Source organism: Hymenobacter oligotrophus, assembly GCF_003574965.1.
Taxonomy (GTDB): Bacteria; Bacteroidota; Bacteroidia; order Cytophagales; family Hymenobacteraceae; genus Solirubrum; species Solirubrum oligotrophum.
The window spans coordinates 3,668,109-3,693,413 of record NZ_CP032317.1; the positions used below are offsets into that span (position 1 = coordinate 3,668,109).

Annotated in this window: 19 protein-coding genes; 11 read left to right on the top strand and 8 right to left on the bottom strand. The window is 59.1% G+C overall.

Features of this window, described 5'->3' with window-relative positions:
* Positions 1 to 19: 19 nt before the first annotated feature.
* Entirely contained in the window at positions 20 to 1,018 is a 999-nt protein-coding gene (locus D3Y59_RS15735; protein ID WP_119445916.1) for a cation diffusion facilitator family transporter, read from the top strand.
* Between the two features lie 373 nt (positions 1,019 to 1,391).
* Here D3Y59_RS15735 and D3Y59_RS15740 read toward each other — a convergent pair whose 3' ends face one another.
* Positions 1,392 to 3,413, bottom strand: coding sequence for a gliding motility-associated C-terminal domain-containing protein (locus D3Y59_RS15740; RefSeq protein WP_119445917.1), 2,022 nt, complete (start codon positions 3,411 to 3,413; stop codon positions 1,392 to 1,394).
* Positions 3,414 to 3,497: 84 nt separating this feature from the next.
* The gene (locus D3Y59_RS15745; protein ID WP_119445918.1) at positions 3,498 to 4,916 is read right to left on the bottom strand and encodes a PQQ-dependent sugar dehydrogenase; all 1,419 of its coding nucleotides are present in this window, start codon (positions 4,914 to 4,916) and stop codon (positions 3,498 to 3,500) included.
* Positions 4,917 to 5,043: 127 nt separating this feature from the next.
* On the opposite strand from D3Y59_RS15745, the gene D3Y59_RS15750 reads away from it, so the two are divergent.
* From D3Y59_RS15750 to D3Y59_RS15760, 3 genes are all read left to right on the top strand, one after another.
* Positions 5,044 to 6,732, top strand: a complete 1,689-nt coding sequence (locus D3Y59_RS15750; protein ID WP_119445919.1) for an amidase — start codon at positions 5,044 to 5,046, stop codon at positions 6,730 to 6,732.
* A 6-nt stretch (positions 6,733 to 6,738) separates the two neighbouring features.
* On the top strand, positions 6,739 to 7,422 hold the full coding sequence (locus tag D3Y59_RS15755; protein WP_119445920.1) for an HD domain-containing protein: 684 nt from the start codon (positions 6,739 to 6,741) through the stop codon (positions 7,420 to 7,422).
* 129 nt (positions 7,423 to 7,551) lie between these two features.
* Complete coding sequence (locus tag D3Y59_RS15760; RefSeq protein WP_119445921.1) at positions 7,552 to 10,020, top strand: prolyl oligopeptidase family serine peptidase; 2,469 nt, start codon at positions 7,552 to 7,554, stop codon at positions 10,018 to 10,020.
* Between the two features lie 104 nt (positions 10,021 to 10,124).
* Here the strand turns inward: D3Y59_RS15760 and D3Y59_RS15765 are convergent, their stop codons facing one another.
* Together D3Y59_RS15765 and D3Y59_RS15770 are read right to left on the bottom strand one after the other, a co-directional pair.
* Positions 10,125 to 11,543: a hypothetical protein gene (locus tag D3Y59_RS15765; RefSeq protein WP_119445922.1), complete on the bottom strand. Its 1,419-nt coding sequence runs from the start codon at positions 11,541 to 11,543 to the stop codon at positions 10,125 to 10,127.
* Between the two features lie 443 nt (positions 11,544 to 11,986).
* Positions 11,987 to 12,817 carry a phosphatase PAP2 family protein gene (locus D3Y59_RS15770; RefSeq protein WP_240410401.1) on the bottom strand — a complete coding sequence of 277 codons (831 nt, stop codon included), beginning with the start codon at positions 12,815 to 12,817 and terminating at the stop codon, positions 11,987 to 11,989.
* A gap of 237 nt (positions 12,818 to 13,054) precedes the next feature.
* On the opposite strand from D3Y59_RS15770, the gene metK reads away from it, so the two are divergent.
* Positions 13,055 to 14,317 carry a methionine adenosyltransferase gene (gene metK, locus D3Y59_RS15775; protein WP_119445923.1) on the top strand — a complete coding sequence of 421 codons (1,263 nt, stop codon included), beginning with the start codon at positions 13,055 to 13,057 and terminating at the stop codon, positions 14,315 to 14,317.
* 77 nt (positions 14,318 to 14,394) lie between these two features.
* Here the strand turns inward: metK and hpf are convergent, their stop codons facing one another.
* From hpf to D3Y59_RS15795, 4 genes are all read right to left on the bottom strand, one after another.
* Complete coding sequence (gene hpf / locus D3Y59_RS15780) at positions 14,395 to 14,691, bottom strand: ribosome hibernation-promoting factor, HPF/YfiA family (RefSeq protein ID WP_119445924.1); 297 nt, start codon at positions 14,689 to 14,691, stop codon at positions 14,395 to 14,397.
* A gap of 34 nt (positions 14,692 to 14,725) precedes the next feature.
* The gene (locus D3Y59_RS15785) at positions 14,726 to 15,613 is read right to left on the bottom strand and encodes a tyrosine-type recombinase/integrase (RefSeq protein ID WP_119445925.1); all 888 of its coding nucleotides are present in this window, start codon (positions 15,611 to 15,613) and stop codon (positions 14,726 to 14,728) included.
* Positions 15,614 to 15,775: 162 nt separating this feature from the next.
* The gene (gene rpsU / locus D3Y59_RS15790; RefSeq protein WP_059072097.1) at positions 15,776 to 15,967 is read right to left on the bottom strand and encodes a 30S ribosomal protein S21; all 192 of its coding nucleotides are present in this window, start codon (positions 15,965 to 15,967) and stop codon (positions 15,776 to 15,778) included.
* Positions 15,968 to 16,053: 86 nt separating this feature from the next.
* On the bottom strand, positions 16,054 to 17,193 hold the full coding sequence (locus D3Y59_RS15795; protein WP_119445926.1) for an acyl-CoA dehydrogenase: 1,140 nt from the start codon (positions 17,191 to 17,193) through the stop codon (positions 16,054 to 16,056).
* Between the two features lie 259 nt (positions 17,194 to 17,452).
* Here D3Y59_RS15795 and D3Y59_RS15800 point away from each other — a divergent pair, with 259 nt between their 5' ends.
* The 6 genes from D3Y59_RS15800 (at position 17,453) to D3Y59_RS15825 (ending at position 25,216) form a co-directional block, all read left to right on the top strand.
* On the top strand, positions 17,453 to 18,382 hold the full coding sequence (locus D3Y59_RS15800; RefSeq protein WP_240410402.1) for a polysaccharide biosynthesis/export family protein: 930 nt from the start codon (positions 17,453 to 17,455) through the stop codon (positions 18,380 to 18,382).
* A gap of 62 nt (positions 18,383 to 18,444) precedes the next feature.
* Positions 18,445 to 20,895 (top strand): GumC family protein, encoded by a 2,451-nt coding sequence (locus D3Y59_RS15805; RefSeq protein ID WP_119445928.1) that lies wholly within the window; start codon positions 18,445 to 18,447, stop codon positions 20,893 to 20,895.
* Positions 20,896 to 20,990: 95 nt separating this feature from the next.
* Positions 20,991 to 21,668, top strand: a complete 678-nt coding sequence (locus tag D3Y59_RS15810) for a tyrosine-protein phosphatase (RefSeq protein WP_240410403.1) — start codon at positions 20,991 to 20,993, stop codon at positions 21,666 to 21,668.
* Positions 21,669 to 21,703: 35 nt separating this feature from the next.
* Entirely contained in the window at positions 21,704 to 22,717 is a 1,014-nt protein-coding gene (locus tag D3Y59_RS15815) for an NAD-dependent epimerase/dehydratase family protein (protein ID WP_119445930.1), read from the top strand.
* Between the two features lie 86 nt (positions 22,718 to 22,803).
* A complete protein-coding gene (locus tag D3Y59_RS15820) occupies positions 22,804 to 24,201 on the top strand; it encodes a tetratricopeptide repeat protein (RefSeq protein WP_119445931.1) in 1,398 nt (465 codons plus the stop codon).
* Positions 24,202 to 24,382: 181 nt separating this feature from the next.
* Complete coding sequence (locus D3Y59_RS15825) at positions 24,383 to 25,216, top strand: phosphosulfolactate synthase (RefSeq protein ID WP_119445932.1); 834 nt, start codon at positions 24,383 to 24,385, stop codon at positions 25,214 to 25,216.
* The last annotated feature ends 89 nt before the right edge of the window (positions 25,217 to 25,305 follow it).

The window sequence follows — 25,305 nt, forward strand, 5'->3', positions numbered from 1 at the left end:
CCCCCTACAGTTGCTTCGCATGTTTGCATCCAAACGCAACCGCTTCGGCCTGCTTTCCTTGGTGGTGAGCGTGGTGCTAGTGGTTACCAAGTTTTATGCTTGGGCACTTACGCACTCGCAGGCTGCCCTCACCGACGCGCTCGAATCCATTATTAACGTATTTACGAGCGGTTTTGCCCTCTACAGCATTTACCTTTCGGGCCTGCCCAAAGACGAAAATCACCCTTACGGCCACGGCAAGGTGGAGTACCTGTCGGTGGGTTTTGAGGGGGCGCTGATCCTGGGTGCCGGGGTGTATATTTTTTCCAGCGCCATACAGGCCTTGCTGCATCCGCACACGGTGCAGCAACTCGATTGGGGCGTGCTGCTGCTGGGCGGCACGGCCGTGGCCAACCTGCTCACGGGCTTTGTGCTGGTGCGGCAGGGCCACAAGCTACATTCGCCGGCGCTGGTGGGCGATGGGCAGCACCTGTACCTCGATGCCGTAAGTACGCTCGTGTCGTGCGCGGCCCTAGGGCTGGTGTACTTTACCGGGCTGGTCATCTTCGATACGGTAGCGGCGCTGATCCTGGGCGTGGTAATCGTGGTGAACGGCTACCGCATGCTGCGCCGCTCGGTATCGGGGCTAATGGACGAATCGGACGTGGCCACGGTGGAGCGCGTAATTGCCGAGCTGCAGCAGCACCGTCAGCCGCCCTGGATTGATGTGCATAACCTGCGCATTGTGCGCTACGGCGCCAACCTGCACATCGATTGCCACATTACCATTCCGTACTATTTCAGCCTTGAGGAAGCCCACGCCGAGGTTTCGCGCATCGAGGAGCTGATCCGGAGCCGCTTTGACGTAGAGGTGGAAATGTTTGTGCACGCCGACCCCTGCACCTTTAGCGCTTGCCCGCACTGCTCCATGCCTGATTGCCCGGTGCGCCAACACGCCTTCACCCGCCTTGTACCCTGGACGCTCGACAACGTGGTGAAAAACGAGCGCCACCAACTCGACGAACCCACAACCGCCTAGGTCACCTAGGGCTGCCCTTCCGGCGCTTCGCCCGCCCGTCATGTCGAGTATGTTGCGCCATCTCGCTAGATAATATTGTCATCCTGAGCCTAAGCGAAGGACCTTCTCACGCCAGCACGATTTTCCCTAGGTTCTTGTCATGCCAAGCTTGTCGGGCATCTTTCGTGCTTACGCCTGATACTAACTGCCCCCTCTCTTGTGGAGAGGGGCCGGGGGTGAGGTCCAACGTGAAAAGGTCCTTCGCTTGGGCTCAGGATGACAGTCGACAATCGGTTGCTATCTGCCGTCAGCACGCGAGATGTCTCGATTCCTTGCTCTATGCGCAACATGCTCGACATGACCGTTCTTCCTCTCTTGCAAATGGGCGCGGCGCTTAGCGCATCAGCTCCACCCAGCCTTTGCGGCGGGTGCCGTTGCCGAGCGTGATTTGGTAATAGTACACACCCGCATCGTGGCCGGCACCGTCCCAGTTGTTTTGGTAATCGGCCCACTCCGCCACCTTGCGGCCCCAGCGGTTAAATATTTCGAGTCGTTGCGCTGGCAGCGCGGGGTCCTTGATGACAAACACATCGTTGACGCCGTCGCCGTTGGGCGTAAATGCGTTGGGCACTTGCGGCACCACACGCACCACAAACGAAGCCGTATCGGCGCAGCCTTGGCTTAGCTCGGTGGGCGTAACCGTTACGGAGTAACGCGTGGTGGTGCCGGGCCGAACCCGGATGCTCGCGCTGTTTACCGGCCCGGCACCTAGGCCGCTGGTGCCCGCTGGGGTGCTGGCCCGCCAGCTGTAAGTATAGCCTACCGGTATGTTGTTTACCGTAAGCGGCCGGTTCGGGCGGGCGGTTAGGCTTATTTCGTCGCGGCGGGCAACGAGCGTATCGCGGCGGAAGCGGCTGCCTTTGGGCGGATTGGTGCCGGCTACTACCACATCGGCAAAGCTGCGCCGGGCTACCTGCACCACAATTATGCGGTTTTGGACGGCCCGCACGGGGCAGGCGTCGTCTTCGATGCGCACCGGAATACGGAAGGTGCGGCCCGCCAGGCTAATGTCGGGGCGCAGGCGCAGCTTGCCCACGGGGGCGTTGGTGCCATTGCCCTGCAGCGTAAACGGCCGGGCAGTTATGTTGCTGGGGTCGCGGTACAGGGCGGCGTAGGCTGGCTGCGTAGGCTCGGCAAACGTTACCGTCAGCTGGTCGGCCGGGTTTGGGTCGCGAAAGTTGATGTCGAGCTCGGTGTACTCGCAGGTTTGCGCCACCACAATGGTCGAGTCGGTGTTGGTAACCACTTGGTTGGCCTCGCGCACCATCGGCACCGCCCTAGGTGCGTTGGGCACTTGATTGCCGCCGCAGTCGATGACGACCACCAGCATATCGCGCCGTACCGAGCCCACTTTGTAGTAGCGCCCGCCCACCCGGCGGTACTCCGTAACCTTGCCCACCACGGCGTACTTGTTGCGGCCGTCGGAGCTGGGCCCGGGGAAGTAGAAGGCGGGCGTGAAGGTGAAGTTGCCGGCCTGCGCGTTGAAGGCAAAGAACGGCGTGGCCGTGCGCACCGGGCAGCTACCCCCAAACGTGTAGGAGCCGATAGGGAAGGTGGGCGAGTACACCGCCGTGCCGCCGGGTATGGTTACCACGCAGGGGGTGGTGGGCGAGTTGCTGGGGTCTAGGATTAGTCCGCCCAGCGGGCTGTACGACTCGTAAGTGGTAAACTGATTGCAGCCCTGCAGCGGCCGATCCAGCGAGTACACCAGCGAGTCGCCGTCGGGCTCGATGGTTGAAAACGTAATCTGGGTACGCTGCCCTACGCACACAAACGGCACCGGAATGTCCTGATCCTGGTACTGCGGCGAGGTGTTGCTGATGGCCAGCGGCCCGCCCGGCAGCGGCAGCAGGTTGTTGAGGGTGGCTTCGTAGCGCAGGTCGGTATAGCTGGGAATGTTGGCCAGCGAAGGGCGGTTGCTTATTTCCACGCTTAGCGTCCATTCGGGCGCGGGCGGCAGCGTAATTTCGGCGGTGTAGCGCGCGGTTTCGTAGTTGGTGAGGCCGTTTACCAAGCACTGCGTAGGCCCGCCCGGCACGTTGGCGCACCAAGGGCTGCCGGCCGTGAGGGGGCCGCGCAATAGCGTAGCCGAAAAGTTGCGTACATCAACGGTGTTGCAGGAAGTAGCCGGGCTGCCCACGCGGCAGTTCAGGGTAAGCTCGGGGTTGGCCTCGTTGCCCGAACAATCGCGGAAAAACCGGCACGTTACGCGGTAGCGGTTGGAGCCAGGCGGGCCAATGGCCTCGTAGGTAAGTTCGCCGCCTTGCGCGTGCGTAGCCCACGCCCTAGGTGCGCTCAGCAACAACAAACAGCACGCGGTAAGCCAGAAAAAGTAAACGGGTAAACGATGCTTCATGAGCAATAGGCAGGCAAGGGAGCAGCCGCTGACAAACAGCGCAACCGAAAGTTACGCACAATTTGGGGCCGCTCGTGCCTCTGCTCAGGGGCGCATAATGCGCCCGCGTAGCTCGGCGCCATCGGGCGTGCGCAAGTGCAGCAGGTAGAGGCCAGGTGCTGTGGGCGGCAGAATAAGCTGCGACGAACCCGAGGCCAACTGGCCCTGCCATACTTGCCGCCCGCGCACGTCGGTAAGCAAGGCCGTAGCACTGGCGCGCAGCGTTGGCAATTGCACAGTGGCAGCCGAGCCGGCCGGCGCCGGGTTTGGGTAAAGCGTTAGGTTTAGGGCTGCCGGCCGGGTGGTTGAGGTGGGCGTGAAAGCACGGTTTTCGAGCACCAGAATGCGGTCGTCGGTGGGGGCGGGGTTGCTGCGGCCGTCGCGGTTGGAGGTAGCCGCGTACACGCGTCCCTGCGGCGACACGCAAATGGCACGCAGGCGGCCGTAGTTGCCCGTCCACAACCGGTTTTCACGCGCTACTTGCTCGCCGTTGGCTGATAGGGGCAAAGCAGAGAAAGTGCCCGCCTTCAGGCTAAGCAGCAGCAGGTTGTTGCGCCACTCGGGTATGGCGGGGTGGTCGTAGTACGCCAGGCCCGAAACACCTAGGGTGGGCGTCCAGGCAAAAAGCGGTTCGCGCACGTTGTTGGCCTGGCAAAAAGTTTGTTCGGCAGCCAGGTCGCAGGCACCCTCCACGTTGGGCCAGCCGTAGTTGCGGTTGGCTTCGATGAGGTTCACTTCGTCGTCGTTGTTGGGGCCGTGCTCCGAGCTGTAGAGCTTGCCGGTGCCCGGCGCCCGCACCAGCCCCTGCGGGTTGCGGTGACCTAGGGTATACACCAACGAGCCGGGCACGGGGTTGTCGGCAGGCGGCGTGCCATCGAGGTTCAGGCGCAGGATTTTGCCCGTGAGGCTGCTGCGGTTTTGCGCCGAGGGCAGGTCCTGCGCGTCGCCGGTGGTCATTAGCAGGGTATTGTCGGGCAGCAAAAGCAGGCGCGAGCCGCTGTGCGTGGTTTGGGCCGGTATGTTGCCCAGCAGCACCTGCGGGTTGCTCAGTGTAGTGGTGCCAACGGTGTACTGGTACCGCACGAGCTTTTCCTTCAGCTGCCCGCCTTCGGTATAGTTGTACACCACAAACACGCTGTATTGGTTGCTTGCGCTGCCCGGCACCACGGCCAAGCCCAACAAGCCGCTTTCGCCGGTTTCGGTTACGTCGGCAATGGTGAGCAGCGGCGTTACGGTGCCGGTAGCCGGGTCGACGCGGCTTACGCGGCCGCCGCGCTCCGTCATCCACAAGAAATTATCGGGCCCCCAAAGCAGCTCCCACGGCGTGTCGAGGCCGGTGCTGAGCGTGGAGACGCTTACGGTGGTGTTGCCCACCTGGTAGCTGCTGGGCTGCGCGTTGGCACTCCTAGGTGTGCAGTTGGCGCCCAATACAAGCAGCAAAAAACATGCGGCGAAACGTTTCATAAGCAGGGGTTTAGGGATGAGCTACGGCAGCAAACAGCAGGCTTACATGCTTAACGGTTTTACAGCCGCTTCGGATTGCTGATATTTCCCGTCGGAGCCGCGATACACGGCTTCTACTTTCCCCACCATGAAAAAACTTTTCCCTTCGTTGCTCGGCGGCGCCGTGTGCTTTGTGGCCGGTGCCCTTACCATGCGCACCGCCGACGCACCTAGCCCTATTACGGTACCCATGCTGCGCGCCGCGCAGGAGCTTATGGGCCTGCAATTTTCGGATGCTCAGCTCGATTCGGCCCGCCGCGAAGCCACCGACTCGCGCAACAGCTACGAAGCCCTGCGCAAGCTCCCGATCGGCAATGGCGTAGCGCCCACCACCGTGTTCGACCCGGTGCCCCTGCGCCTGCGCCCCACCGGCATCGAGAAAATGCGTCCCAACCCCGGCAAGCTGCCCAAAATGGGCAAAGTAACGCTGCCCGCCAACCGCGACGACCTCGCCTTTTACACGGTGCGCCAACTGGGCGAGCTGCTGCGCAACAAGCAAATCAGCTCCGAAGAACTGACCAAATTCTTCCTGGCGCGCCTGAAAAAGTACGACCCCAAGCTGCTCTGCATCACCTCGCTTACCGAGGAGCTGGCCTTGCAGCAAGCCCGCCAGGCCGACGATGAAATCCGGCGCGGCAAGTACCGCGGTCCGCTGCACGGCGTGCCGTTCGGCGTGAAGGACTTGTTCAGCACCAAAGGGTACAAAACCACCTGGGGCTCGATGCCTTACAAAGACCAGATGCTCGACGAGGATGCCGCTGTGGTAACGCGCCTGCGCGATGCCGGCGGGGTGCTGGTGGCCAAGTTTACCCTAGGCGAGCTGGCCATGGGCGACGTGTGGTACGGCGGCATGACGCGCAGCCCTTGGGACATCAGCAAGGGCAGCAGCGGCTCGTCGGCGGGCTCGGCCTCGGCGGTGGCCGCGGGCTTGGTGCCCTACGCCATCGGTACCGAAACCCTAGGTTCCATCGTTAGCCCCAGCACGGCCTGCGGTACCACCGGCCTGCGGCCCACTTACGGCCGCGTAAGCCGCGCCGGCGCCATGGCCCTGAGTTGGTCGATGGACAAAGCCGGGCCCATCACCCGCTCGGCCGAAGACTGCGCCTTGGTATTCGCTGCCTTGGATGGCGTGGATGGGCGCGACCCGGCCACCCTCACGGTTCCGAGCAACGTGTGGCCCTTCCGCTACGCCTTCGATACCGACCTGAAGAAGCTGCGGATTGGCTACGTAAAGGCCGATTTCGACCGCACGTACCCCACCAAAGCCAACGACCAAGCCGTGCTGGAAACCCTGCGCAAGCTGGGCGTGCAGCTAGTGGAGCTGGAGCTGCCCAAGCTGCCCGCCGGCGACATGACCTTCTTGCTCACGGCCGAGGGTGCCGCCGCCTTCGACGACCTCACCCGCTCGGGCCGCGACGCCTCCATGGTGAAGCAAGACCGCAACGCTTGGCCCAACTTGTTCCGGGCTTCGCGCTTTGTGCCCGCCGTGGAGTACATCCAGGCCCAGCGCGCCCGCCGCTTGCTGATTGAAGAGCTCGACGCCCGCATCAAAGACCTCGACGGGTACGTGGCGCCTTCGTTCAGCAGCAACTTGGTTATCACCAACCTTACCGGTCACCCGGCCGTGGTGGTGCCCAATGGTTTCCGCCCGGGCGGGCTGCCGAGCACCATCACCTTCACGGGGCAGTTGTACCAAGAGGCCAAGCTGCTCGCGCTGGCCAAGGCTTATCAGGACGCCACTGAGTTCGACGAAAAGCACCCGCCGCTCAACTTTTAGCCCTAGGTGACAATTCCTGACCAACCCGTAGCAGCCTCGTTGGCCGCACGCTGGCAACAAACGGTAGCTCCGCTGTTGCCCGCCGCGGCCAGCGAGGCTTCTTGGCAGTATGTGCTAGGTGCCTACGCGGGCCCGGCGCGGCACTACCACGCCTTGCCGCACCTGGCCACCATGTTTGCGGTGCTCGATGCCCACCCCGAAAAGCCGCTCGACCCGGCAGTGCTGGAGCTAGCCGTGTGGTTTCACGATGCCGTGTACGACCCGCTGCGCCACGACAACGAAGCCCGCAGCGCCGAAGCAGCGTTGCAGCACCTGCAAGGCAGCGGCCTTGCGGCCGAGCAGCTCGTCCGCCTCGATTACCTCATCCGGCGCACGCAGCACCACGCCCGCACCGAACCCAACGACGGCTCCGACACGGCCTTGTTGCTCGATGCTGACCTGTGGGTGCTAGGTGCCGAGCCCGCGCAGTACGCCGCGTATGCCCGGCAAGTACGGCGGGAGTACCGCTTGGTGCCCAAACTGCTGTACCGGCACGGCCGGGCCAACGTGTTGCGCCACTTGCTCGAGGCGCCGCAGCTCTACCGCACCCGCTACGCGCAGCAGCAACGCGAGGCGGCCGCCCGGCGCAACCTCGCCGCCGAGCTGCAAGCCTGGGAAACGGGCCGCGGCCTCGACGACCTAGCCCGGTGAGTTCAGGCGCGCCTAGGTGCCAAAGTGCAGTAGCTGCCGCAAGCAGGTTGCAACGGCGGCACCTAGGGCTTGTCTTTGGCGATGCGTAAGTTGCGCTTCGTCCTTTTTCCTCCCCCGAATACCATCGTTATGCGTTTTTATAGTGCGCTGCGGCTGCTGGCTTTGTGGCCGGTGGCAGCCGTTGCTCAAGCTCCGCAGGCCGGCGCGCCGCTGGCGCCACTTTCCGTCGAGAAAATTATGCGCGAGCCGGCCCAGTGGCTTGGCGGCCTGCCCTCGGCCCAGTACTGGAGCGAAGACGGCAAGCGCATTTACTTTCAGTGGAACCCCGACCGCGCCCGACGCGACTCGCTCTACTACACCACGCCCGATGGCAAAGCGCCGCGCAAGGTAAGCCTGGCCGAGCAGCGCCAACTGCCCGCTGCGCGCGGCGACTACGACGCCACCCACACCCGCAAGGTGTACGAAAAGGACGGCGACATTTACTTGCTCGATCTGAAATCGGGCCGCACGCGGCGCATTACCAACACCGCCGAGCGCGAGGTGGAGCCCGAATTTGCCCTGCAAGGCCGCGCCGTGAGCTACACCCGCAACGGCAACCTGTTCACCTGGGACCCCGCCACCGGCGAAACCACCCAGCGCACCGATTTTCGGCGCGGGCAGCGGCCGCCTGGGCCGTCCGCCGATAAATCGGAGAAGTACCTGCGGGCCCAGCAGTTGGCCCTGTTTCAGGTAATAAAGCAGCGCGAGCAAGACCGCCAAGCCCGCGAGCGGCTGCAAAAGGCGCTGGCCAAGCTGCGGCCCAAGCCCATTTACCTAGGCAACCAAACCGTCGAGAACCTGCGCCTCTCGCCCGATGGCCGCTACGTAACGTACTCGCTGGTGCAGGCCCCCACCAACGATAAGGTGGCCATTGTACCCAGCTTTGTAACCGCTTCGGGCTTCACCGAAGACATCAACACCCGCAACAAGGTGGGTGCCCCCCAAACGGCCTACGAGCTGGGTATTTACGACATAGGCCGCGACACCACCTTTGTGCTCGGCTACAAAGAGCTGAAAGGCCTCGACGAGCAGCCCGCCTACCGCAAGGAGTACGCCCTAAAGGCAAAAGCCCCCGTGCCCGCCGAAGGCGACAAAGCCAGCACCAAAGACAAGCCCGCCACCGAGCTGCGCCGCGTGGTGCCCCACGGCCCGTATTGGAACGACTCGGGCCAGCGCGCTTTCCTGGTGATGCGCTCCACCGACAACAAGGACCGGTGGATTGTGTCGCTCGACCCCACCACGCAGAAAATTGCCCTGCTCGACCGCCAGCGCGACGAAGCCTGGATTAACGGCCCCGGCATTGGCTACGAGGCTGGCAACGTAGGCTGGATGCCCGACGGCCGCCGCATTTATTTCCAAAGCGAAGAAACCGGCTACTCGCATCTGTACACCGCCGATGCGACTTCGGGCCAGAAGAAGGCTTTGACCAGCGGCAACTTTGAGGTGCAGCAGGCCAAGCTCAGCCGCGACAAGAAGACGTGGTACATCACGGCCAACAAGCCGCACCCCGGCGAGCAGCATTTCTACCGCATGCCCGCCGAGGGCGGTCAGCTCACGCAAATCACCTCGCAAAGCGGTGCCCACGAGGTAGCGCTTTCGCCCGATGAGAAAACCCTGGCCGTGCGCTACAGCTACGCCAACAAGCCCTGGGAGCTGTACGTGATGGACAACAAGCCCGGCGCCAAAATGCGTCAGCTTACCCATTCCACCACCAAGGAGTTCGAAAGCTACAAATGGCGCGAACCGGAGGTGGTAACCTTTAAAGCTCAAGACGGTGCTTTGGTGCACGCTCGCCTGTACCGCCCGGCGCAGCAAGATCCTACGCGCCCGGCCGTCATCTTCGTGCACGGCGCTGGCTACTTGCAAAACGCGCACAAGTGGTGGAGCCAGTACTTCCGCGAGTACATGTTCCATAACCTGCTCGCCGACCGCGGCTACACCGTGCTCGATGTGGATTACCGCGGCTCGGCCGGCTACGGCCGCGACTGGCGCACGGGCATCTACCGCTACATGGGGGGCAAGGATTTGTCGGACCACGTGGATGGCGCCAAGCTGCTGGTAGATAAATACAACGTCGATCCGCAACGCATCGGCATATACGGCGGCTCTTACGGCGGCTTCATCACGCTAATGGCCATGTTTACGCAGCCCGAGGTGTTCAAGTCGGGTGCCGCCCTGCGCTCCGTTACCGACTGGGCCCACTACAACCACGGCTACACCGACAACATCCTCAACGAGCCCTACAACGACTCCGTGGCCTACGCTAGGTCGTCGCCCATCAATTTCGCCGAAGGGCTGAAGGGCAACCTGCTGATGTGCCACGGCATGGTGGATACCAACGTGCACTTCCAGGACATTGTGCGCCTCACGCAGCGCTTGATCGAACTGGGCAAAGACAACTGGGAGCTGGCCGTGTACCCCGTGGAGGACCACGGTTTCGTGGAGCCTTCGTCGTGGACCGACGAGTACAAGCGCATCCTGAAACTGTTCGAAACTACGCTGCGCAACCAGCCCAGCACCGCCGCAGCGGGCGGTGCGGTGGGCAGCAGCGGCAAGTAAGAAAGTGCCGGGCGGCCAACGCGCTTGGCAGGTTCAGCAACCAGCAAAAAGCCCGACGGATGTTTCCGTCGGGCTTTTTGCTGGTGCGTGATCAAAGAGCGGGCTTACTCTTGCAGCTTGCCCAGGCTCCAGCCGAAGGTAAGGGCCGCGCTCATCAGCTTGGTGTCGTAAGCCGCGCCGCCGTAGCCGGTGATGTTGCCGCGTTGGTCGCGGTACACCTCGCGCACAATCATGTTGTCGGCAAAGCTGGCCCGGCCAATGCCTAGGTGCAAGCGGCCCTCCAGCGCCAAAGAGGCCCGGCCGTGCCGCACACCTGCCTCGAAGTACGGCAACAACTGCTGCCAGGGCTGATCAAAGCCGCTTTCGCCGGCTACCCGAACGCCTTCGGCTGCGGTGCGGGCCTGCCCGTCGCCGTAGCGCAGGGTAGAGCGGCTACTCAGGTTCACGTTCAGGCCCACGCCCACGCCGCCGAAGGGTTGCAACTGGCTTGGGTTGCCAAATACCCGGAAGCCAGCGCGGGCCGTGGCCATCAGGCCGCCAAAGTCAACGGTGGCATTGGGCACGGGGTTCATTGTCGGGCGGCTGCCGGGGGCAATAACCTGCGGTTTGCTGCGGCCAAAGCTGCTGGCGGTCAGTTCAAAGTGTAGTGCCTTGCGCCGGCCGGGCTGCAAAATGTCGGCGTACACGCCGCCCAGCGGATGAAAGCGGCCATCGAGCTGCGCGCCGGGCAGCAGCGGCTGTTCGAGCGCGCCGCCCGATTTCGTGGCCGGCGAGGCATCCTGCACGCGGTAGCTGCTGAATACGGCGCCCGCCACCAAACCCAGGCGCGTGCTTACGCGCTTTTGAGCCGTGGCGGGCTGTTGGTACAGCTTGGTGCTTGCTTGGGGTTGCGCGCTACACTGCTGATTGTATGTTTGCACCACCTTGGCCAAGCCCTCGGGCGTGAACTTGGCGTTGGGCAATAGCTGCTGAATGGGCTGGCAGTCGATGAAATAGATGCGCAGCAAGCCCTGGTAGTTGTTGAACACCGTGCGGTGCTGGGCGCCGTCGCGCTCCTGCAAGTAGCCGCGGGCCACTAGCTCGAGGTACTCGCGGTTGGGGCGGCTCACGAAGTAATGCGGCGTGGTGTTTAGCACCACGCGCAGCAGCGAGGCTTCGCCCTCGAGCAGCACCTCGGCCAGCAGCCGGGCAGGCTGCTGCTTGGTTACGAGGCCCACCTTGTACAGGTCGGGGCGCGTTTCGGCTTGGCGGTCGATGGGCAGCAGAGCGGCGCGATAGTAGGCCCCATTGTCGAAGCGGAATAGCTGCAGCTGCTCGGCTTTGTACTCGGTTACAGCACCGGTGGCCGTTGGCCGAAAACGAATTTCGGTGGGAGCTTCTTCCCAGAAGTAATTTTCAATTTCTCCGCGGAGCGTATCGCCTTGGCTGGATACGAGGTAACCTGGCTGAAACGTTTGCGCCGAAGCCGCCGATGCACCTAGGGAGAGCGTAACAAGCAGGCCGATACGAATAAAAAGCGTCATGCAAAAAGGTATTGATAACAGGAGATTCAAGCAAAGCTAGCCCATCAGGAGGTTACTACAAGCCCGTTTGCGCAGCCGCCCTAGGTACCCACTGCCCGCACGGGCACTAAGAGCCACGCAGCCGATACCTGCGGCCGGTGGTTGGTGGCAGCAAGACGGGCGCGGGGGCAAGCGTACCGCACGGGGTTTGCAACGCTGGCTTGGGCAACAAAGCAGGCTAGGCCGTCGGACCGCGAACGGATTGCAGAAGCCGAGGCCGTAGCGGCGGCGAACGGGTAAAGAATTGCACTGAGGTACGCAATCGGAGGGTTGCGCGCTCTACTGGTCGTTGGTTGCTCCAATCAGTGCCAAGGGTGTTAGGGGCATATCTACCTAGGGCAGCGCGCAAAAAAGCCCCGGCCTGGCCTTGGCCAAACCGGGGCTAGCCTAGCAACCCAAGCAGCCTACAGGCGCTTGGTCAGCAACAGCCCGCCGTAGGAATAGCCGTTCGCGTTCAGGCCTTGCACGGGCACCACCGATACGCCGCCGCGGCTTTTTTTGTGCAGTTGTGGCACCAGTATGCCCGAGGCCGCGCCCACGGCGTAGCCCACCAGGTTGTCGGACAAAAAGTGCTTGCCGGCTTTCAGGCGCATGTAGCCCACGGCGGCGGGTATGGCCGCAGCCGCCGTCCAAACGAACGGGCGTGCCGCCGACTCGGGGTGAAAGTCGTGAAATACCTTGGCTACGAAAAACGTATTGGTAGCCGTGGCGGCCGTGTGGCCCGCAAAAAACGAGTTGGTGGCGTTGTTGTTGCCGCGCTGGCGCACGCTCAGCTCGGGGTTGGTGCTATAAGCCAGCGGGCGGCTGCGCGGCACCGCAGCCGTAGCCACCGTAAACAGCGCCCCCGTTACCGCCAGCGTTTCGAGGTACAGCACGCCCACCTGCCCGGCGTTGGAGCGCACGTCGCCGTCGGCCAGGGCCAGCACCAAAGGCGCCGCAAACGAGCCGTAGAACGGGTAGTCGCTGATTTTTTTGGCTGTAAGGTCGTAGTTGCCGGCCGCAAACCGGTCGAAGCGGTTCACGTCCTCGCGGCGCAGGGCGTACACCTCCTGCTCGGTCAGGCCTTTGTCTTTGCGGCCTTGGCTAAAAGCCACGCCTGTTGTAACCAGCAGACCGCCAATTACGGGGCCATCCACGGCGAGGCGGGTTTGGTAGGGCGAGCTGGTTTGTGCTTGCGCCAGAGCGGGCAGGGCGGCGCTCAGGGCCAAAGCGGCGCGCATCAGGAGCGTTTTCATAAGTCGAGAGGAAAAGCAATGGGTATGCTGCCCTAAACGCAAGCTCCGCAGTAGGGTTGAGCCCGGCCGCTGGCCCTAGGTGCGCCAGCCAGGCGCCGGGCACCTAGGGCAGCTTTCGCAGCCAACCACTGATGTGCTTTCCCGATTTTCGGTAGCTTTGCGGCCCGCCTGTGGGTTGCTCTGCCGGGGCTTCTCTGCGGGTTTAGGTTTCACCGTAGCCGGCACTACACCAGCGCAATGCCATATCTGTTTACCTCCGAATCCGTGTCGGAGGGCCACCCCGACAAAGTAGCCGACCAGATTTCCGACGCCATTCTGGACGAATTTCTGCGGCAGGATCCTTCCTCTAAAGTTGCCTGCGAAACCCTCGTTACCACGGGCTTAGTAGTAGTGGCCGGCGAAGTAAAATCGAAAGCCTACGTCGATGTGCAAGGCGTGGCGCGCGAGGTTATCCGCCGCATTGGCTACACCAAAGCCGAGTACAAGTTCGAAGCCGAGTCGTGCGGCATTTTGTCGGCGCTGCACGAGCAGTCGCCCGACATCAACCAGGGCGTGGAGCGCCAAAACCCCGAAGACCAGGGTGCCGGCGACCAAGGCATGATGTTCGGCTACGCCACGCGCGAAACCGATAACTACATGCCGCTGGCGCTGGACCTCTCGCACCGCTTGCTGCGCGAGCTGTCGGCTATTCGCAAGGAAGGCCGCCAGATGACGTACCTGCGCCCCGACGCCAAGTCGCAGGTTACCATCCGCTACTCCGACGACAACACGCCCGAGGCCATCGACACCATCGTGGTTTCGACGCAGCACGACGACTTCGACGCCTCGGAGGAAACCATGCTCCGCCGCATCTCCGATGATGTGAAGGGCATTCTGATTCCGCGCGTGAAAGCCCAGCTCAGCGCCGAAGTGCAGCAGCTCTTCACCGACGAAATCACCTACCACATCAACCCCACGGGCAAGTTCGTAATCGGCGGCCCCCACGGCGACTCGGGCCTTACCGGCCGCAAAATCATCGTGGATACCTACGGCGGCAAGGGTGCCCACGGCGGCGGCGCTTTCTCGGGCAAAGATTCCTCGAAAGTAGACCGCTCGGCTGCCTACGCCGCTCGCCACATCGCCAAAAACCTGGTGGCTGCCGGCGTTGCCGACCAAGTGCTGGTGCAGGTAGCCTACGCCATTGGCGTGGCCAAGCCCGTGGGCTTGTACGTGACCACCTACGGCACCACCAAAGCCGTGGGCAGCAACGGCCAGCAACTCACCGACGGCCAGATCGGCGAAAAGGTGCAGGAGCTGTTCGACATGCGCCCGTACGCCATTGTGCAGCGTTTTGGCCTCCAGAACCCCATTTTCGGCGAAACAGCTGCTTATGGCCACATGGGCCGTGAGTCGCAAACCAAGCGTGTGACGCTGCCCAACGGCGAAACCCGCGAAGTGGAAACTTTCACCTGGGAAAAGCTCGACTACGTCGACCAGATCAAGCAAGCCTTTAATCTGTAGGCAACCCTTGGTGCCGCAACAACAAAGCGCCCTACCTCAGCTGAGGCAGGGCGCTTTGTTGTTGCGGCACCAAGGGTTTAGTGGGCCGTCTGCTTTTCTTTGTGCCGAATCAGCTGCTTTTTAAGTTGTTCGGCAGCCGCGTCGGCGGCGGCCTCAAAGCTGCCGGCATTCTCTTGGCTGAAGAGCGTAGTGCCGGGCACGAACAGCTTGATTTCGACCGTTTTATTATTAACACCGTCGTTGTTCAGGCGCATGATAACTTCGCCTTCCGTAACGCGGTCGTAAAAAGTTTCGAGCTTATCGAGGCGCTTCTGGATGAAGTCGAGCAAATTCTGATCGGCGGTAAAATGCACCGATTGCATCTGTACTTTCATCGGTTGTGGGGTTTTGGGGTAAGACAAAGGAACATTAGGCCTTTGGGTGGGCCTTTTCAAACACAGCTTTCAATTTGTCGATACTCAGGTGCGTATACACCTGCGTAGCAGCCAGGTTGGCGTGCCCAAGCAACTCCTTAATGGCGTTGAGGTCGGCGCCTTTGCCCAGCAAATGCGTGGCAAACGAGTGGCGCAGCACGTGCGGGTGCTGCTGCCCGGGCGCCGAGGTAATTTGCCCTAGGTAGTGCTTTACGGTACGATAAACCAGCTGCGGGTAGAGCGGCTTGCCTTTATCCGTAACGAGTAGGGGGGCAGCGGCGTTGCCCGCCGTTCCAAACTCGTTGGTTTTGCGCACCATATAATTTTCAATGACATTGATCAGCGACGGGTTCAGCGGCACTATGCGCTGCTTGTTGCCCTTGCCCGTAACGCGCACGGTGCGCGCGGCCACGCTCACGTCGTCGTGCCCAATTCCTATCAGCTCCGAAAGTCGAATCCCTGTGCCGTAAAGCATTTCCAGCATCAGTTGGTCGCGTACGCCCGCAAAGGAGTCATCGAACTGAAACGAATTGAGCAGCTGATTTAAGGGCTCCTCCGGCACAAAGTCGGGCAGCTTCTTGCTGGTTTTCGGCGGCGTGATGCGCAGCATCGGGTTGCGGCCAATGCTGCCGGTACGCAGCAGAAACTTGTAGTACGACCGCAGGCACGCAATTTTTCGGTTCACGGTGCGTGGGTCGCGCTGCTGTTCCATCAGCGTCACAATCCACGAGCGAATCAGGGTGTGGTCGGCCGCGGCCGCATCGGTTACCTCGTAAGTGTGCAGCAAGTAATCCTGAAACTGCCGCAAATCCGTTTGGTACGACAGTACCGTGTGCGGCGAGTAGCGGCGCTCGAAACGCAGGTAATCCAAAAATGCTTCCATAGGGGAAGCCGCAACAGCGGCAACGGCAGAGCCCAATGTAGAAAACCCCGACGATAATCAAAACACAAAAAAAAACAGCGGGCCTGCCCTAGGTAGGGCAGGCCCGCTGATGAGCTTGCTAGCAGCTAAACGCTAGGCTAGCCGGGCAACACGGCGCAAAAACTAGTCTTGCGTGCCGTAGGTCGCCAGCTTGTAAGCGGCCTTTTCGCGCTGCTTGCGCTTGGTCACCGACGGCTTCTGGAAAAACGTGCGGCGACGCAGTTCTTTCAGCACACCTGTGCGCTCGAATTTTTTCTTGAAACGCTTCAGCGCGCGGTCAACCGACTCGTTTTCCTTGATTTGGACGATGAGCATAAAAAAAGAAAGCGTGGAGTTTCAGAGTTTGAGGGTTGCAAAGGTAACAGCCAACTCGTTACGATGCAAGCCCCAACGAGGTTCCTCTATTTCAGAATGGTACGGGCAATAACGAGCTTCTGGATTTCGGAAGTACCCTCGCCGATGGTGCACAGCTTAGAGTCGCGGTAGAACTTTTCGGCCGGGTAATCTTTGGTGTAGCCGTAGCCGCCAAAAATCTGCACTGCCTCGTTCGACACGCGCACGCACACCTCCGAGGCGTACAGCTTGGCCATAGCCGACTCGCGGTTTACGTTCAGGCCTTGGTCCTTCATGTCGGCCGAGCGGTACGTTAGCAACGACGCTGCTTCGATTTCCGTCGCCATATCGGCCAATTTAAAGCTGATGCCCTGGAAATTGCTGATCGGCTGGTTGAACTGATGACGCTCCTTGGAGTACTGCAGTGCTGCCTCATAAGCGCCTTGTGCAATACCTAGGGAAAGGGCGGCAATGCTGATGCGGCCGCCGTCCAGCACTTTCAGAGCCTGCACAAATCCGTCGCCAACCTTGCCAATCACGTTTTCCTTAGGAACACGGCAATCGGTGAAGATCAATTCGGTGGTTTCGGAAGCGCGCATGCCCAGCTTGTCTTCTTTGCGGCCAGCCGCAAAACCCGGCGTGCCTTGCTCAATGATGAAGGCCGTCATGCCGTGGGAGTCGCCTACCTCGCCGGTGCGGGCAATTACCACGGCTACGTTGCCGCTTTTGCCGTGCGTGATAAAATTTTTGGCTCCGTTCAGCACAAAATAGTCGCCATCGAGCACAGCCGTGGTGCGCATGTTGCCGGCGTCCGAACCAGTGTTGGGCTCGGTCAGACCCCAAGCGCCAATCCACTCGCCCGAGGCAAGCTTGGGCAGGTACTTACGCTTTTGCTCCTCCGAGGCGTGCTGCAAAATGTGGCCCGTGCAAAGCGAGTTGTGTGCCGCCATCGACAAGCCAATGCTCGGGTCAATCTTCGACAACTCGGCAATTGCCGTAACGTACTCGGTGTAGCCAAAACCGGCTCCACCGTACTCCTGCGGCACCAATACGCCCATCAGGCCTAGCTCGCCGAGCTTGTGAAATACCTCAACGGGAAACTCCTGCGTCTCATCCCACTCGCGCATAAACGGCTTGATGTGGGTAGCGCCGAAGTCGCGCACCATCTGGGCAATCATTGTCTGGTTTTCAGTAGCTACCAGTTCCATGGAAAAGTGATTGTTGTGGGAATGACGGGGAGGTGGGGCTGTAAAACAAACGCTCGTTTGGTTCAAGCGAAGGTACGAATCTCGGCGCCTTTTGTCCTACTTTAAAAGTTGCGGGTTGCGGATCTGGTTTTGAAAGGGAACTTCAATTCGGTTTCTTTGAATTTTATTTGGGAATAATCCGCCCTTAGCTACGTTTTAGAGCCGACATTTTTCGTTTCTCGTCGGCTGGCTTTCGAAATACATGCATCTACACTCCGCCTTGCGTCTGTTTTTCCTGTTTTTGTTGGTGGCTTGCTTAGGCAGTTGCGCGTCATCTCGGGCCTATAAGCAAAACATCATGTTCAGGACCAGCCGGGGCACGCAGCCGGATACAGCTCGGCTACGGGGGGCCCTGTCACAAGCCGAGTCTATATATCGTATTCGCCCCAACAACTACTTAGAGGTACGGGTTTACACCAACCAAGGTGAGCGGCTGATAGATCCAAATGGCGAATTAGGCTTCGGAGCACCCGGTGGCGGGGTTGGGGCCAACACTGGCAACAACAATCGCCTCAACCGCTTGCCCGCCACGCAAGGCCGCGGCGTGCAACAAGGTATTGGCCAGGGCGGCGCTGGAACTCCAGCCTCTACCGACTACTTGGTATACCCCGACGGCGCCGTGGTGCTGCCTATCGTTGGGCGAGTTGCCATTGCAGGCCTAACTGTGCGCCAAGCCGATAGCCTTTTGCGCATTCGGTATGACGAATACTATAAAGGTTCATTTGTACAAACACGTGTAACCAACAACCGCGTGTTTGTGCTGGGTACGCCCGGCGGGGCAGTAGTACCTATGCTCAACGAAAACATGAACCTCTTGGAGGTACTAGCTTTGGTAGGAGGGGTTGACGGCGGTTTTGGTGGTGGGGGAGGCGGTCAATTCAGGGGCGGAGGAAAAGCTTTCAACATTCGGCACATTCGCCCCGAGCCAGATGGAACGCTTGACCGCGCGCAAGTGTCTGTAATTGATTTGACTACGATAGAAGGTATGCGCCGCGCCAACCTTGAGGTTAAGCCCAATGACATCGTGTACATTGAGCCGCTTCGTCGTCCCTTCTTCGAAGCATTGCAAGATATCGGGCCAATACTTGGGCTCGTAACCAGCATTACCGGATTCGTGACGACGCTCGTCTTGATCAACAATCAAAACTAGGTTTTAATTAAGCTTTAGTTTTAAAGGAGACAAGCAAGCATTTGCGGCCTGAAAAGAGTTTTATGGCAATAGATAAAGAAGCCGAGTTGGAAGAACTAATCCGATCGGCTGGCAGTACGGAAGGGCAGGAAGAAGAAACCGACACTGCGTTTGATATCTCCACATTGCTGATGGTGGTTCGCCGCAGCCTGCCGTGGATGATTTTGCTGGTGCTTTTGGGTGTAACTGCTGCATGGTTGTATTTACGTTACACCCAGCCAATTTATCAATCGTCATCAACTCTGAAGATCGACCAAAAAACTCAAACAGCAGTATTGGGTTTAGGGGCTGTGGGTGGAGCTGCCGAAGCGCAGCAAAATTCTAAAAATTTGGCCGGTGAGGTTGAGTTAATTAAATCTAATATTATTTATCGTAAGCTTCAGGATAGTCTTAATTTAAATGTCGGGTATTTTGTTGAAGGAACAGTTCTGGCTAATGAGTTATATACAGACACGCCTTTCAGAGTTCAGTATAGTACTAAAGATGGTTTTTTATTTAACAAAAAAATATATATAAATTTCATCGACGAACAACATTTTTTGCTTTTGTATCGAAAAAACGACGTAGAACAAAAAGTAAATGGTAAAATCAATCAAACCCTGAATATAGAGGGTTCGTCTATTTCTGTTTATTCTACTAATAAATCGCCCCAAGCTGGGGTTAATTATTACTTCGTAATTCACGACGATGCAACTGTTTGGGGTTATATAGGTGAGAATCTTACTGTTGAAATCATCAACCCCGAAGCCAATACTATTGGCATTTCTTTTAAAGATCATAATCCAGGCAAGGCCAGAGATATTGTCAATAAAATTGATACATTATATCTACAGGAAAAGCTTGCAAAAAATTCGTTGGCGACTCAGCAAACACTGGCTTTCCTAGAAGGCCAGCTGGATGAAAATAGGAATAAACTGCAGGGAGCCGAAGTGGCGTTACAGGAATTTGTACGCCGCAACAAAACCTACGACGTAAAGTCGGACGTTGCTAATATTGCTGAGAAGATGGCCGCGTTGCAGGAAGAGCGGGTGGAATTGCAACGCAAAGCGGGGGCTTTAGCGGAAGTAGCCAGCTTAGTACAGCAAAACCGCGTGCTGACACGCGAGGGCGAAACCATTGAGCAGAGTATTCCAGCCTTGACCGTGTTGGAAGATGCTCAACTAAGTCAGCAAATTGCCCTGCTTAACGATCAGCAAGCGGATTTGAATCGTGTACTGGAATCTTATAAATCAACTACTACAGCGGTTCAAATTAAGCAAGAGCAGCTAGATTATACGCGCCGCAGCATCGGACGACTTTTACAACAAGCCCGGCAGCTGTTGCAATCAGAATTAGCGGAACTCGATCGACAGCAACGTGAATTTGAGAGCCGTTTGCAATTGCTGCCCGAAAAAGAAACCGAGCTGGCTCGGCTGCGTCGGCCGTTTGAACTATACGAGAAGTCATATTTGATGCTGATGGACAAAAAAGTCGAGTTCAGCATTCAGAAAGCGGGTACCACACCCGATTTCCAGATTCTGTCGCCGGCTTCGTTGCCCACCGCTCCAATTTCGCCTATTAAAATAATGGTGTACGCCATTGGTTTAGCGGCCGGTATTGGTTTAGGCTTAGGTTTAGTAGCTGTGCGGTTCTTGTTGCACAACTCAGTTTCTAGCCTTCGCGAGTTGGAAAGTGGTTCTGTTGCTCCAGTGTTGGGTGTTGTACCTTCTTATGACAAAGAAAAACTTACGGTATCCAAACTCATTGTAGATAAAAATCCGAAATCAGCTATTTCGGAAGCAATACGCTCAATCAGAACTAACCTCGAGTTTTTAGCGCCATCCAGGCATAAGCGATTAATATCTATTACCTCTACCATATCGGGCGAGGGCAAGACGTTTGTTGCTGTCAACTTAGGTGGGATTATAGCTTTATCCGATCAACGCGTAGTTATCATCGATTTGGATATGCGTAAGCCTAAGGTAAACTTGGCGTTTGAGGCTGAGAACACCAAGGGCGTCAGCACAATCCTAATTGAGCGACATACGGTACAAGAATGCATTCAACGTACCAGTATTCCGACGCTGGACTTTATTTCGGCAGGACCAACTCCGCCCAACCCTTCTGAGCTTATTCTGCACCCGCAATTCGATCGGATGTTGGAAGAGCTTAAGCAGCAGTACGACGTTGTAATTATCGATACACCGCCGGTTGGATTGGTAACAGATGGGGTGCTGATTATGCGCAAAGTGGATATTCCGATCTACATTGTGCGGGCTGGGTATTCTAAAAAGACATTCCTGAAAAATATTAATAAGCTGGTTCGCGGTAGCGGCTTTACGAAGCTGACTACTATTTTGAACGATGCACAATCGGGCGGAGCCTACGGCTACGGTTATGGTTACGGCTACGGTTACGGCACTGGTTATGGGTATTACGAGGAAGAGAAAGCACCAAAAGGATTGCTAGCACGGTTGCGTCGCCGCTTTTCGTAAGTTGCGGTAATACACGCATGGCTTCCTTCCTTCAAAAGCTTTTTGGGCGGCGAAACAACGCAGCGGAACTTGCATTCGCTGAGTTAGGTACGGATATGCACTCGCACTTGCTGCCGGGCCTCGACGACGGCTCGGAGTCGGTGGAGCAATCGGTGGAGTTGCTACAAGCCATGGAAGCCCTGGGCTACCGCAAACTGGTGATGACGCCCCACATCATGGGCGATTTTTACCGCAACACGCCCTCTGGTGTGCACGCGGCGTTGAGCCAGCTGCAACAAGCCGCTACCGCAGCCGGTTGTACAGTAGAGCTTGCCTGCGCCGCCGAGTATTATCTGGATGAGTCGCTGACGCGCAAATTGGCCGCCGGCGAGCAGCTGTTGAGCTTCGGTGGCGATAAGCGCTATTTGCTGTTCGAAACGTCGTACATCAACGAGCCTTTCAATTTGCAAGAAGCTGTTTTTGAGATGAAAGCAGCTGGTTACCAGCCGGTACTGGCCCACCCGGAGCGGTATACTTATTTATACGGCCGGTTTGCCGAGTTGGAGCGGATTCGGGAGGGCGGAGTGCTGCTACAGCTAAACCTGAATTCGCTGGTAGGGTATTACTCTTCCGGGGCGAAACGCGTGGCCGAAAAACTGATCGATGCCGGATTGGTTGACTTTGCCGGCACTGATGCGCACAACCTTAAGCACACCAACTCGCTTCAGCGGGTGCTACAGAGCGAGTACGTAGGCAAATTGTTGCGCTTGCCGCTGCTCAACCGCGAGTTGTAGTAAACGCAACACACCTACTGGTCCTTTCTGAGCTAATGATATTTGTAACGGGCAGCAGCGGCTTAATTGGTTCGTACCTGATACCGGCGCTGCTGGCCCGTGGCTTTGCCGTGCGGGCGTTGTACCGCGAAAAAATACCCGGCCACGTGCAGGGCGCTGCGCAGGTAGAATGGGTGGAAGGCGACTTGCGCGACTCTGGGGTGCTGCGCGAGGCCACGGCCGGCGTAACGCACGTTTTTCATTGCGCCGGGCTGGTGTCGTATGCGCCGCAAGACGGCGAACTGCTGCGGCAAGTGAATGTAGAAGGTACCGCTGCCGTGGTAGATGCGTGCTTGGCGCGCCCGGGCATACGGCTGTGCCACGTGTCGTCGGTGGCGGCGCTAGGTGGGTTACCGGCCACGGCTACTGGGCCCAAGCTCGACGAAAAGGCCAAATGGGACCTAGGGGCCGCGCACCCGGCCTATGCCACCTCCAAATACCTAGGCGAAACAGAGGTGTGGCGAGGGGTAGCCGAAGGCCTTTCGGCTGTTATCGTCAACCCCGCGGTAATACTAGGCGCTACCAACTGGGAGCGGAGCAGCACCCAACTGTTTCGGTACGCCTACAAAGAGCATTCGTTTTACACCCCAGGAAGCGTTAATTTTGTAGATGTACGCGACGTGGTGGAAGCCATGCTGCGCCTGACATTTGAGCTTGACGTGACGGGCGAGCGGTACATTTTGAGTGCCGGTGCCCTGCCGCTGATCGAGTTTTTTCGGCAGGCAGCGGCTTGCTTCGGTAAAAAGCCTCCGACGGTGCAGGTACCCGATTGGGCCGCCGAAATTATCTGGCGGTTCGAGCACGTCCGGGGCGTGCTCACCGGCTCGCGGCCGCTCATCACCAAAGACACGGCCCGGGCGGGCCGCCGACCGGTGGTGTACCAGGCCGCGAAGGTGCAGCAAGCTACTGGCATGCGTTTCCGACCACTCCCGGAAACAATACAGTGGGCCTGCGCCGGTTTGATGGCTGCTCCGAACTCCACGCCCGCCAGCGGGGTTGTACAACCCTAGGGCCTGCCGGCAATTATTGGCAAGCCGTACAGAAGAGGGATGCCGGCCGCTGCCCGCCGCCGCGTCCGTTTGCTGCTAACATGAGAATGAACGAACACTCTGAGGAACAGGACGAAGTATTGGCAACGGTGCGCCGCTTTGAGCGCATGATTGCCGAAGGCGAGCCGGTGTTCTTTGATCTGACCGATTTCGAGAACATCATCGACCATTATACCTCCACGGCCCAGTTCGATAAAGCCTTGCAGGCCTGCGAAGCAGCGGTTGCGCAATACCCGTTTTCCACGGAGCTGCTCATCGACCGCGCGCAGGTGCTGGCCATGCGCGGCGAGTACCAGCAAGCCTTGCAGCAGATAGATGAAGTAGCCGGGCGCGAGCCCGACAGCGCCGACGTGCCCGTTACGCGCGGCATTATTGCCACACAGCAAGGCGACTTCGCAGCCGCCGTAGGCTATTTTCAGCAAGGCATTGAACGGGCTCCCGACCGCGACGACATTTACTTTAACCTAGGGCTGGCCTACCAGCAGTGGCAGAAGTTTAAGAGCGCGGCCCGCAACTACAAGCAAAGCTTGCGCATCAACCCCGACAACGACGCCGCCGTGCAGGAGCTGCTGTTCTGTTTGGAGGTATCGGGGCGGCTGGAGCAAAACCTAGAGTTTTTCCGGCGCTTTACCGACGAAGACCCGTACTCGGCCATTGCCTGGTACAACCTAGGGCAAGCCTACTACAAGGCCGGGCAGTTTGGCAACGCCGCGCAGGCGTTCGACTATGCCATCGTCATCGACCCGAAGTTTTACGAAGCGCATGCGTTCCTGGCCAGCGCCTTCGTGAGCATGGAGGAATACCAGCGCGCCATCGAGGAATTTCAGCTGAGCTTTGAAGAAGGCAAACCTACCGCCGAAGCGCTATGCAACATTGGCGAGTGCCACGAAAAGCTCCGCCAGTGGGATGCCGCCCGCCGCTATTACCGCCAGGCCCTCGATATCGACCCCGATATGGACGAGGCGTGGTTTGGCATTGGTGTGGTGCTCGATGCGCAAGAACATTGGTTTGAAGCGCTGCACTTTTACCGCAAAGCCGTGAGTCTGTACGAGGAAAGCGGCGAGTATTGGCTGGCCCTGGCCAACGCCGAATACCAAGTGGGCAACGTGGTAAGCGCCATCGAGGCCTACGACAAAGCCACGCAGATGGCGCCCGAAATGCCCGAAGGTTGGATAAACTGGAGCGCTATTTTGTACGAGCAAGGCAACTACGACGCGGCTATTGATTTGATGAAGGCAGCCGCCGAGCTGTTGCCCACCGAGGCCGACTTGCTTTACCGCTTGTGCGCCTACCAACTGGCGGCCGGCCGCTACCGCCAGGCGTACGATGTACTCGAAAATGCCCTGTTGTTGGATTTCGACAAGCACAAGCTGCTGTTCGAGTTCTTTCCGGAGCTGGAGCAGCAACGCGCCCTCACCCGGCTGATTGAGCAATACCGCAAGTAAGCCTGGGGCCTGCCTTATCTGGGCAAGTTTCGGCTGACTACACCGTCCGCTTCGTCCAAGATAAGGCCGAAGCGGACGGTTTCTTTTTGTACCCGTTGGTTTGGCTACTTTTGCGCGGCCGCAGTCTGGCCAGGTCGGTGGGGCCAAGCCTCCACGACCCCAAGTTCCCAAGACCCCAGGAATGAACTACGATCTTACCCAAATCCCCGAACGCACCCAGAAACCCCGCGAGCAAGGCTTCACCATGGTAATGGACAAAGGCCTGAGCGTGCGCGAAGTAGAAGACTTTCTGGAGGTAGGGGCGGCGTATACCGACATTGTGAAACTTGGCTGGGCCACGTCGTTCGTGACGCCCAACCTGCGCCCCAAGCTGGAGGCCTACAAGGCCGCCGGCATTCCGGTGTACTTCGGGGGTACCTTGTTCGAGGCCTTCATCATCCGCGGGCAGTTCGACGATTACCGCCGCCTGCTCGATCAATTCGGCATGGAGTACGCCGAGGTGTCGGACGGTTCGATTGAGCTCGACCACGACCAGAAATGCGAGTTCATCCGGCAGCTGTCGGGGCAGGTGAAGGTATTGTCGGAGGTAGGCTCGAAGGACGCCGAGAAAATCATCCCGCCCTACAAATGGATCAGCCAGATGCAAACCGAGTTGGAAGCCGGCGCGGTAAAGGTGATTGGCGAAGCCCGCGAGGGCGGCAACGTAGGCTTGTTCCGCAGCACCGGCGAGGTGCGCTCGGGTCTGGTAGAAGAAATCCTGACCAAGATTCCGTCGGAGCGCATTTTGTGGGAAGCCCCGCAGAAAGCCCAGCAAGTGTGGTTCGTGAAGCTGCTCGGCGCCAACGTTAACCTCGGCAACATTGCGCCGTCGGAAGTGGTAAGTCTCGAAACCATTCGGTTGGGTTTGCGCGGCGACACGTTCTCGCACTTCCTAGATATGGATGCCGTCGACCCGATGTTTAAGCCTTCGGAGAAACCCGGCGCCAAGCCCGGTACCTCCATGCCGCGCGGCTAGCACAGCAGCCCCACCAACAAAAACGCAGCGCACCCGCTGGGTGCGCTGCGTTTTTGTTGGTGGGGCTGCTGTGGCGCCTAGGTGCCCAT